Genomic DNA, 9,969 nt, shown 5'->3' with positions numbered 1-9,969 from the left:
AGCGAGATTACTACGCGTCTCGTGGGCTCGGAGATGTGTATAAGAGACGGGTACGCGCCGCCGCCCCCCGGTCCGGCGATCCGCACGCTGCCGACGCAGGACTACACGCCATGGCTCACCCGCGCGCTGGCGTTCATCATCGACATCCTCCCGTACGTTGTCGTGCACGGCATCGGCACCGCGATCCTGCTCGCCACCCAACAGACCGCCTGCATCACCGACGTCACGCAGTACTCCGTCAACCAGTACTGCGCCACCCAGAACTCGACCATCGGCATGGTGGCGCAGTGGCTGGCGTCGATCATCGGGCTGTTCTATCTGATCTGGAACTACGGCTATCGGCAGGGCACCACCGGGTCGAGCGTCGGCAAATCGGTGATGAAGTTCAAGGTGGTCAGCGAAGTCACCGGCGAACCCCTCGGCTTCGGGATGTCGGTGGTCCGCTCGCTGGCGCACTTCGTCGACGCGATCATCTGCTTCATCGGTTTCCTTTTCCCGCTGTGGGATTCGAAGCGTCAAACGCTGGCGGACAAGATCATGACGACGGTCTGCCTGCCGATCGGCGGCGAAGAAAGGCCGGTCGTCACCTAGGCTGGTCGTCGATGAGCGACGACCACCCGGACACCGGAGGACATCACGAGTTCGCCGGACTGGCCACCAAAGCAATTCACTCCGGCTACCGGCCGGACCCGGCAACCGGCGCGGTGAACGCCCCGATCTACGCCAGCAGCACCTTCGCCCAGGATGGCGTCGGCGCCCTGCGCGGCGGGTTCGAATACGCGCGCACCGGCAACCCGACCCGGACCGCGCTGGAAGCGGCGCTGGCGGCCGTCGAAGAGGGCGCCCACGGGCGGGCCTTCGGGTCGGGCATGGCCGCCACCGACTGCGCCCTGCGCGCGGTGCTGCGGCCCGGTGACCACGTGGTCATCCCAAACGACGCGTATGGCGGCACCTTCCGGCTGATCGACAAGGTCTTCACCCAGTGGAACGTCGAGTACACCCCGGTCGCGCTGCATGAGCTGGACGCGGTCGCCGCCGCGATCACGCCGCGAACCCGGCTGATCTGGGCGGAAACCCCGACCAATCCGTTGCTGTCCATCGCCGACATCGCCGCCCTGGCCGACCTGGGCAAGCAGAGTTCGGCAAAAGTGTTGGTGGACAATACTTTTGCCTCGCCCGCGCTGCAGCAGCCGTTGACGCTCGGTGCCGACATCGTGCTGCACTCCACCACCAAATACATCGGCGGGCACTCCGACGTGGTGGGCGGTGCGCTGGTCACCAACGACAAAGAACTGGACGACGCGTTCGCCTTCCTGCAGAACGGGGCCGGGGCGGTGCCCGGCCCGTTCGACGCCTACCTGACCCTGCGCGGCCTGAAGACCCTGGTGCTGCGCATGCAGCGGCACAGCGAAAACGCTTCGGCCGTAGCGGAATTCCTCGCAGGGCATCCCGCAGTGAGCACCGTGCTGTATCCCGGTCTGCCCTCACACCCCGGGCATGAGATCGCCGCACGGCAGATGCGCGGCTTCGGCGGCATGGTTTCGGTGCGTATGCGCGGTGGCCGCCAGGCCGCCCGCCAACTGTGCGCCAGAACCAGGGTGTTCATCCTGGCCGAATCCCTGGGTGGGGTCGAGTCGTTGATCGAGCACCCCAGCGCCATGACGCATGCCTCGACGGCCGGGTCGCAACTGGAAGTGCCCGACGATCTGGTGCGCCTGTCGGTCGGCATCGAGGATATCGCCGACCTGCTGGCCGATCTCGATCAAGCTTTGGGCTAGTGGCGATCGCGAGCGCGGCGGAGCCGGGCGAGGCGGGTCGCCACCATCGGGCTGAGCCCCGATCAGGAGTGGTAGGGCTCCGCGCTGACCAGCGTGACCTTGACGGTGTTGCCGTTGGGCACCACGTAGCTGCGGGTCTCGCCCTCCTTGGCGTCGATCAGGGCGCCGCCCAGCGGTGAGTTGGGCGAGTAGACCTCGAGCTTGCCGTCGTTGACGCCCTCCTGGCGGGTGGCGATCAGGAACGTCTCCGTGTCGGACTTGTCGCCGTTGTAGTAGACCTTCACCACCGAGCCGGGCAGCGCGACGCCGGACTGCTTGGGCGCCTCGCCGACCTTGGCGTTGTTGAGCAGATCCTGCAGCTGGCGGATGCGGGCCTCCTGCTGACCCTGCTCTTCGCGGGCGGCGTGGTAGCCGCCGTTCTCGCGCAGGTCACCCTCCTCGCGGCGGTCGTTGATCTCCGCGGCGATGACCGGACGATTCGCAATCAACTGATCGAGCTCGGCCTTGAGTCGGTCGTGTGACTCCTGGGTAAGCCAGGTCACGGAAGTGTCCGTCATCTCGTCGTGCTCCTCGTATGTTGTTCCGCGAGTCCGCGTCAAGTCCTATAAGCTCCGCCACCCGGAGTGTGCGGGTCCGTCCCCGTGTGCTGCCGCTCCGTTTTGCTCACGGTCGCTAATGCAGCAACACGGTCCCAACCGGAACCGTGCATTCATCCATGTTACCACCGCGCAAACACTTGATGACTCCATATTCGCAGTTCGGCGTGGATTGGGAGGTCACGCCGGGCGCAGGTAGGCGGGCACATCGGTGCCGCAGCCATAGATGTCGGCCACCAAGGGCGGTTCGAAGGATTTCACCGTGGTGGTCACTTGCACGGTGGCCGCATCCGAGGGCGGGACCAGCAGCTCTCGGCGGCCCGTCTCGCTGCCGTCTTTCGAGCGCACCCGCACGATGCAGTCCACCGGCCGCGACGGATCCGATCGCGTCACGCTGATCGTTATCGACGCCGTCTGGTCGTCGATCACCCGATAACCGGCCGTCGTCCCCTTGACGTCGCTCGTGCCGAACCGGTGATAGCCGATGACGGCAACGACGAGTCCGGCCACGACGACCAGCGCGCCCAGCGCGACGATCACCCACCGCCGGGGGATGCGCGACCGCCGAGAGCGCCCGTAGCGGGCCTCCGGACGTGAGACTGGGGTTTCGGTCATACCTGGTTATGCCTGGTTGTCGGCTGCTCGGCACCGGCCGACAGCATGCAACGAACTCGGAACTGGAATTATAGGGTCAGACCGGGCGACCACCAGACCGACAAGGGGGCACGTGAGCGAATTGCGGTTGATGGCGGTGCACGCCCACCCCGACGACGAGTCCAGCAAGGGTGCGGCCACGCTGGCGCGCTACGCCGACGAAGGCCATCGAGTGCTGGTGGTGACGTTGACCGGCGGTGAGCGCGGCGACATTCTCAACCCGGCCATGGACCTGCCCGAGGTGCACGGACACATGGCCGAGATCCGCCGTGACGAGATGGCCAAGGCCGCCGAGATTCTCGGGGTGGAGCACACCTGGTTGGGTTTCGTCGACTCCGGATTACCCCAGGGTGACCCGCCGCCGCCGTTGCCCGAGGGCTGTTTCGCGCTGGTGCCGCTCGAGGAGTCGATCGAGGCGCTGGTGCGCGTGGTCCGCGAGTTCCGCCCGCACGTGATGACCACGTACGACGAAACCGGCGGCTACCCCCATCCCGATCACATTCGCTGCCACCAGGTTTCGGTCGGCGCGTACGAGGCCGCCGGCGATTACCGGCGCTTCGGAGACGCCGGCGAGCCGTGGACGGTGTCCAAGCTCTACTACAACCACGGGTTCCTGCGGGCCCGGATGCAGTTGCTGCACGACGAGGCCATCAAGCATGGTCAAGAACCCCCGTTCAAGAAGTGGCTCAAGCACTGGGATGCCGCGCACGATCCCTTCGAGTCACGGGTCACCACACGGGTCGAGTGCTCGGCGTACTTCAGCCAGCGCGACGACGCGCTGCGGGCGCACACCACTCAGATCGACCCCGACCACGACTTCTTCGCCGCTCCCATCGCTTGGCAGCAACGGCTTTGGCCCACTGAGGAATTCGAGCTGGCGCGGTCGCGGGTACCCGTCCGGCTGCCCGAGGACGACCTGTTCGCCGGGATCGAGAGCGACGCGTGAATCACCTCTTTCTCGTCGTGACCGCCGCCGGCTGGCAAGCCGACGGACCGCCGCGCCACACCGGCCCCGATTTCGGTAAGGCCAGCCCGGTCGGGCTGCTGATCGTGGTGTTGCTGTTGATCAGCACGCTGTTTCTGCTGCGATCGATGAACCGGCAGCTGAAGAAGGTGCCGGAATCGTTTGATCCCAAGCATCCCGAACCGGACCAGGCCGCCGACGAGGGCACCGACGTGGTCGACCCCGGCACCGCTCCGGATGAGGCAAACGGCTCGCCGCGAGCCCCGGGACCCGGCGATGAGCCCGGCTGACTCGGCTTCCACGAATACCCTTGGGCTGGCGACCAGCCCATATCTGCGCCAGCATGCAGACAATCCGGTGCATTGGCAGCAGTGGACCCCCGAGGCGCTGGCCGCCGCCGCAGCCCGGGACGTGCCGATCCTGCTCTCCGTCGGCTACGCCGCCTGCCACTGGTGCCACGTCATGGCCCACGAATCGTTCGAAGACGACGAAGTGGCCGCCGCGATGAACGCGGGGTTCGTCTGCATCAAGGTCGACCGTGAGGAACGCCCGGACATCGACGCGGTGTACATGAACGCCACGGTCGCGCTCAACGGGCACGGCGGTTGGCCGATGACGTGCTTTTTGACACCGGATGGACGCCCCTTCTTCTGCGGCACCTACTATCCGAAAGAAGGCTTCCTGCAACTCCTTTCGGCCGTATCCGCCACCTGGCGGGAGCGCCGTGGCGAGGTGGAGGAGGCCTCCGACCATATCGCCGGCGAGTTACGCAACATGGCTGCCGCTCTTCCGGGCGGCGGCTCGTCGGTGGCACCGGCGTTGTGTGACCACGCCGTCGCCACGCTGCTGAAGGATCGGGACGCGGTGCGCGGCGGGTTCGGCGGTGCGCCCAAGTTCCCGCCGTCGGCGCTGCTCGAGGCGTTGCTGCGCCACTTCGAGCGCACCGGGTTACCGGCGGCGCTGGAGGCGGTATCGCACACCGGCAACGCGATGGCGCGCGGCGGCATCTACGACCAGCTCGGCGGTGGCTTTGCCCGATACAGCGTCGACAATGCTTGGGTAGTACCGCATTTCGAGAAGATGCTGTACGACAACGCACTGCTGTTACGCGCCTACGCGCACTGGGCCCGGCGTACCGCGGATCCGCTGGCGCGCCGGGTCACCGCCCAGACCGCCCGGTTCCTGCTCGACGATCTGGCCGACGGCGCCATGTTCACCTCGTCGCTGGACGCCGACGCCGACGGCCGCGAGGGTTCGACCTATGTCTGGACTCCGGCGCAGCTGAACGAGGTGCTCGGGCCCGACGACGGCCCTTGGGCGGCAAGCATTTTCGACGTCACCCAGGGCGGCACGTTCGAGCATGGCACCTCGGTGCTGCAGCTGCCTGTCGATGCCGAGGATCCGCAGCGGCTGGAACGCGTGCGGTCCGCGCTGCTGGCCGCCCGGCTCACCCGAATCCAGCCCGGGCGCGACGACAAGGTTGTCACCTCGTGGAACGGGCTGGCCATCACCGCGCTGGCCGAAGCCGGCGTGGCGCTGGATGATCCCGAATTAGCCCAGGCGGCAATGCGTTGCGCGCGGGCGCTGCTGGGTCTGCATGTCGTCGATGGCCGGTTGCGACGCGCCAGCCTGGGCGGCATGGTCGGCGACAGCGCCGCCATCCTCGAGGACCACGCGATGCTGGCCACTGGCCTGCTCGCGCTGTATCAGCTGACCGCCGAGGACACCTGGCTGGCCGCGGCAACCGACCTGCTCGACACCGCCCTGGCGCACTTCGCCGATCCCCAGCGGCCCGGCCGCTGGTTCGATACCGCCGACGATGCCGAGCAATTGGTGCTCCGGCCGGCCGACCCCCTCGACGGTGCGACCCCGTCGGGGGCGTCGTCGATCACCGAGGCGCTGCTGACCGCGGCGCACCTGGTTGATGCCGATCGGGCGCAGCGTTACCTGCGAGCGGTCAGCGAATCGCTTGGCGCGCACTCGGTGCTGCTCGAGCGCGCGCCGCGGTCGGCCGGGCATTGGCTGACCATCGCGGAAGCGGCGGTGCGCGGACCGCTGCAGATCGCGGTTGCCTGCGACCCGTCGGCCTCGGCGCTGCTGGCCGAGGCTCGGCGGCTGGCGCCCGGCGGGGCGATCGTCGTGGGCGGAGAGGTGGATTCGTCGGCGCTGCTGGCCGGCCGCCCCCGAGTGGGAGGCGCCGACGCCGCCTACGTGTGCCGCGGCCAGGTGTGCGACCTGCCGGTGACCACCGCACCCGAACTGGCCGCCGCCCTGGGTGTCCCCGGTCACTAGCCCGGGGTTACCCTGCGTCCCATGCCGAATGCCGCCAAGACCGAAGCGATCAGAAACACGGTCAACCGCTACATCGAATTGGTCGCCCACGGCAGCGCCGATGACCTGGTCGAGTTGTACGCCGACGACGCCACCGTCGAGGATCCGGTCGGCGGCGAGGTGCACATCGGCCGGCAGGCGATCCACGGGTTCTACTCCGCGGTCAACGAAGTGCAGCGCGAATGCGAACTGGTGACGCTGCGCGTCGCCGGAAACGAGGCGGCTTTCCAATTCCGGCTGACCGTGACGGCGGGTTTGCACCGGATGGTGATCGAGCCGATCGACGTGATGGTCTTCGACAGCCGCGGCAAGATCGCGTCGATGAAGGCCTACTGGTCGCCGGAGGACGACGTCACCACCGCCGAGCCGGGGCGTTGAGGCCTCAGCCGCCCGCCAGCCAGGCGTGGTCGCCGGCGTAGAAGACGGCGAACCACATGGCGATGTAATGCAGAATCGCCGCGATCGCGGTGAAGGCGTGGAAGAACTCGTGATAGCCGAACGTCGTCGGCCACGGGTCGGGCCAGCGCAGCCCGTAGAAGATGCCGCCCACGCTGTAGAAGACGCCGCCCACCGCCAGCAGCACCATCGCGGCCACGCCGGCCTGATGCAGGATCGTGGGAGCGAACCAGACGGCCACCCACCCGAGCAGCAGATAGAGCGGCACGCCGACCCAGCGCGGCGCCGTCGGCCAGCACATTTTCAACGCGATGCCGGCCGCCGCGCCGCCCCACACGATGCACTGCACCAGCACTCCGGTGTTCTGCGGCATGACCAGCCGCGCGAACGGGGTGTAGCTGCCGGCGATGAACACGAAGATCATCGAATGGTCGAGCCGCTTCATCATGTTGCGCGCGACGACTGATTTCCAGTGCACCCGGTGATAGGTGGCGCTGACCGCGAACATCGCCACCGTCGCCGCGGCGTAAACCAGCGTCGAGTGCCCGGCGCGGGGAGAGGCGAGCGCCCACGACACCGACACCAGCGTGGCGCCGGTGATGATCGCCAGCCACGCCGAGACGAAGTGGATCCAGCCGCGCAGCCGGGGCTTGCCCAAGAACTGGGCGGCGCCCTCGACGAGCTGCTCGACGGTGTTGCCCGGAACGATCGACTCGCGTTCGGGCTCCGGGTTGGGGACGGTGCTGGTCTGGCTGCTCATGTCTCCTGTGTCTTTGCAACTTGGGATGCGAGTGGGAAAGTCGCCAGGGACTGTTCAAGAGCCACATTAGTCAGGGATGGTTACGGAACCGTGTCGGCTTCCCGGGTGACCGGGCCGAAATGAGAACCGGTGAATAGATCACCGCTGGCAGTAGGGTGGATGGTCGTGGAAATTATCCCGCCGCGCCTCAAAGAGCCGCTGTATCGCGTCTACGAGCTGCGGCTGAGGCAGGGCCTGGCCGCCTCCAAGTCCCAGCTTCCGCGGCACATCGCCGTGCTGTGCGACGGGAACCGGCGATGGGCTCGCGACGCGGGATACGAGGACGTCAGCTACGGCTACCGGATGGGCGCGTCCAAGATCGCCGAGATGCTGCGCTGGTGTCAGGAGGCCGGCGTCGAAATGACCACCGTCTATCTGCTTTCCACCGAAAATCTGCAACGCGATCCCGACGAACTGGCCGGGCTGATCGAGATCGTCACCGACGTCGTCGAGGAGATCTGCGCACCCACCAACCGTTGGAGCGTGCGCACGGTGGGGGACCTGGAACTGCTCGGCGACGAGCCGGCCCGCCGAGTGCGCGGTGCCGTCGAGTCCACGCCCAGCGTCGCGCCCTTTCACGTCAACGTGGCGGTGGGTTACGGCGGGCGCCAGGAGATCGTCGGGGCGGTGCGCGCGCTGTTGAACAAGGAACTCGCCAACGGCGCCACCGGCGAGGAGCTCGTCGACGCGGTCACCGTCGACGCCATCTCCGAAAACCTCTACACCTCCGGGCAGCCCGACCCCGACCTGGTGATCCGCACATCGGGCGAGCAGCGCCTGTCGGGATTTCTGCTGTGGCAGAGCGCCTATTCGGAGATGTGGTTCTGCGAAACGCACTGGCCCGCGTTCCGTCGGGTCGATTTCCTGCGGGCGCTGCGCGACTACAGCCGGCGGGATCGCCGGCACGGCAAGTAGCGCGGCGGAGCCGGGCGCAGCGGGTCGGCGCGATTAGGCGGCGAAACGGTCTTAAGTGGCAGGTCGCCTGCGTGCCACACTAAGGACATGGCTGCGCTGTCGGCGGTGGTGTTCACGCTGAGCGCCTGGCTGGGCCTGTACCTGGCGGCCCGCGATCCGCGCAAACCCGTCCTCGCGCTGGCGGCGATCGGACTGTGTGGATTTGCGCTCGTGGTGGGGCTGGATGCGGTGCGGACCGCCAGTCCCGCGTACGCCCAGCCGTTGAGCCGCGTCGAGATCTACCTGGCGGCCGTCCCCGGCGTGGCGTGGTTCGCGGTGCTCGTCGAGCTGTCCCGGCCCAGCGACGGCTGGCGCGGGCGCACCCGCGAGTTGCTGCTCGTGGCCGGGGTCGCCGCACTCACCCTGTTCGGAGCGACGCTGGCCGGCAGCGTCGACGGGCCGCTGCGGCCCGGCCACTGGCTGATGTTCGCGGTGATCTCGGTGTCGACTCTCGGCGCGATGGCCGTCGCGTTGCGCCGTCCACGGCGGCCGAGGCCGGCCGTGGGGCTCGCCATTACCGCCACCCTGTTCTTCGCCCTGGGCAACGCGATCCTGATCATTCCGCTGGGCCTGGTACCCAGCTGGGTCGCGCTGGCGTCGACGAGCTGCGACGTCCTCGGGCTCGGGGTGGCCGTCGCCCTGTGGGACGCGTTCGATGAGGGCCACGCGCTGCGCGCCGACATGCTCCGCTCGTTCGCCGGTTCGGTGGCGGTGGCGGTGCTGTTCGGCGGCCAGGCGCTGATCGGGTTGGCGGTGACCCGTGACGACCCTGCCGCGCGGACCGCGCTGACCGTGCTGCTGTTCACCAGCCTGGCGATCGCCATCACCGTGCAGGTGCTCGCCGATCCGCTGGCCGGGGTGCTCGACCGGCTGGCATTCTCGAAATCGCCTGCGCTGCGCGCGGATCGGGCCACGCTGCGGCATACCGGGGCGGCACTGCCACTGCGGCAGGAGCATCCGCTCGCAGGGATCGACGACGTCACCTTCGCCAGGCTCACTCGCCGGGCGCTGGGCCACTACGGCGACCTGAGCAAGCTGGTCGCCAGCCCGCTGACAGCGCTGCCGGTGATCGACGAGCGGCTGGCCGCCCGTGGCGCACCCGACCAGCCGCTCGAGCGGGCCACCGAACTCAAGGCCTTGCTGGCCGAGGGCATTTCGCGGCTGAAGCCGCGCGACGGCGGCGATTTCGGCACCACCGAAGAGTGGCGGTACTACAACTCGCTGTATTTCCCCTACGTCGTCGGAGTGCGCGCCTACGCACAGAACGCCACGGCCACGGGTCTGGATCCGACCGCGCGGCAGGCCTGGCACTGGTTCGTCACCGAGGTCCCGCAGCGCTCGTTGCACAACTGGCAAAACGCCGCCGCCCGGCTGATCGCCGCCGATCTTCGTGGACGCGTCCCGGTTACCAGCGACTAGTTGTACCGGGCGGGCACGTTAATGACTGTCTGGGCTTGTGCTTGGGAGGACCTCCGGGCTTAGTGGAGATATCTGACG

The 9,969-nt window shown here is 68.0% G+C and carries 11 protein-coding genes; 8 read left to right on the top strand and 3 right to left on the bottom strand.

Annotation, left to right across the window (positions count from 1 at the left end; genetic code table 11):
- The coding region (locus A5782_RS20170; RefSeq protein WP_067103868.1) for an RDD family protein at positions 1-591 on the top strand (591 nt) is incomplete at its 5' end.
- A gap of 11 nt (positions 592-602) precedes the next feature.
- Positions 603-1,778, top strand: a complete 1,176-nt coding sequence (locus A5782_RS20165; protein ID WP_067103866.1) for a cystathionine gamma-synthase — start codon at positions 603-605, stop codon at positions 1,776-1,778.
- Between the two features lie 62 nt (positions 1,779-1,840).
- On the opposite strand, the gene greA is transcribed toward A5782_RS20165, so the two are convergent.
- Together greA and A5782_RS20155 are read right to left on the bottom strand one after the other, a co-directional pair.
- Positions 1,841-2,335 (bottom strand): transcription elongation factor GreA, encoded by a 495-nt coding sequence (gene greA / locus A5782_RS20160; RefSeq protein WP_067103865.1) that lies wholly within the window; start codon positions 2,333-2,335, stop codon positions 1,841-1,843.
- Between the two features lie 219 nt (positions 2,336-2,554).
- Positions 2,555-2,989: a DUF4307 domain-containing protein gene (locus A5782_RS20155; protein ID WP_067103864.1), complete on the bottom strand. Its 435-nt coding sequence runs from the start codon at positions 2,987-2,989 to the stop codon at positions 2,555-2,557.
- 112 nt (positions 2,990-3,101) lie between these two features.
- On the opposite strand from A5782_RS20155, the gene mca reads away from it, so the two are divergent.
- Genes mca through A5782_RS20135 form a run of 4 tightly spaced genes read left to right on the top strand, consistent with a single transcriptional unit; the run spans position 3,102 to position 6,701 of the window.
- Positions 3,102-3,974 (top strand): mycothiol conjugate amidase Mca, encoded by an 873-nt coding sequence (gene mca / locus A5782_RS20150; RefSeq protein WP_067103863.1) that lies wholly within the window; start codon positions 3,102-3,104, stop codon positions 3,972-3,974.
- Complete coding sequence (locus tag A5782_RS20145; RefSeq protein ID WP_067103862.1) at positions 3,971-4,282, top strand: hypothetical protein; 312 nt, start codon at positions 3,971-3,973, stop codon at positions 4,280-4,282. Before mca ends, A5782_RS20145 begins: the two co-directional genes overlap by 4 nt.
- Complete coding sequence (locus A5782_RS20140; RefSeq protein WP_067103861.1) at positions 4,269-6,284, top strand: thioredoxin domain-containing protein; 2,016 nt, start codon at positions 4,269-4,271, stop codon at positions 6,282-6,284. The genes A5782_RS20145 and A5782_RS20140 overlap by 14 nt, the downstream gene beginning before the upstream one ends.
- Before the next feature lie 21 nt (positions 6,285-6,305).
- Positions 6,306-6,701: a nuclear transport factor 2 family protein gene (locus A5782_RS20135; protein WP_067103860.1), complete on the top strand. Its 396-nt coding sequence runs from the start codon at positions 6,306-6,308 to the stop codon at positions 6,699-6,701.
- 4 nt (positions 6,702-6,705) lie between these two features.
- On the opposite strand, the gene A5782_RS20130 is transcribed toward A5782_RS20135, so the two are convergent.
- Positions 6,706-7,479, bottom strand: coding sequence for a hemolysin III family protein (locus tag A5782_RS20130; RefSeq protein WP_067103859.1), 774 nt, complete (start codon positions 7,477-7,479; stop codon positions 6,706-6,708).
- A gap of 165 nt (positions 7,480-7,644) precedes the next feature.
- On the opposite strand from A5782_RS20130, the gene A5782_RS20125 reads away from it, so the two are divergent.
- Together A5782_RS20125 and A5782_RS20120 are read left to right on the top strand one after the other, a co-directional pair.
- A complete protein-coding gene (locus tag A5782_RS20125; RefSeq protein WP_067103867.1) occupies positions 7,645-8,433 on the top strand; it encodes a (2Z,6E)-farnesyl diphosphate synthase in 789 nt (262 codons plus the stop codon).
- 87 nt (positions 8,434-8,520) lie between these two features.
- Entirely contained in the window at positions 8,521-9,891 is a 1,371-nt protein-coding gene (locus A5782_RS20120) for a hypothetical protein (protein ID WP_067103858.1), read from the top strand.
- The last annotated feature ends 78 nt before the right edge of the window (positions 9,892-9,969 follow it).

The organism is Mycobacterium sp. 852002-40037_SCH5390672, assembly GCF_001665875.1.
Lineage (GTDB): Bacteria > Actinomycetota > Actinomycetes > Mycobacteriales > Mycobacteriaceae > Mycobacterium.
This window is presented reverse-complemented; position numbering and strand designations above follow the sequence as displayed.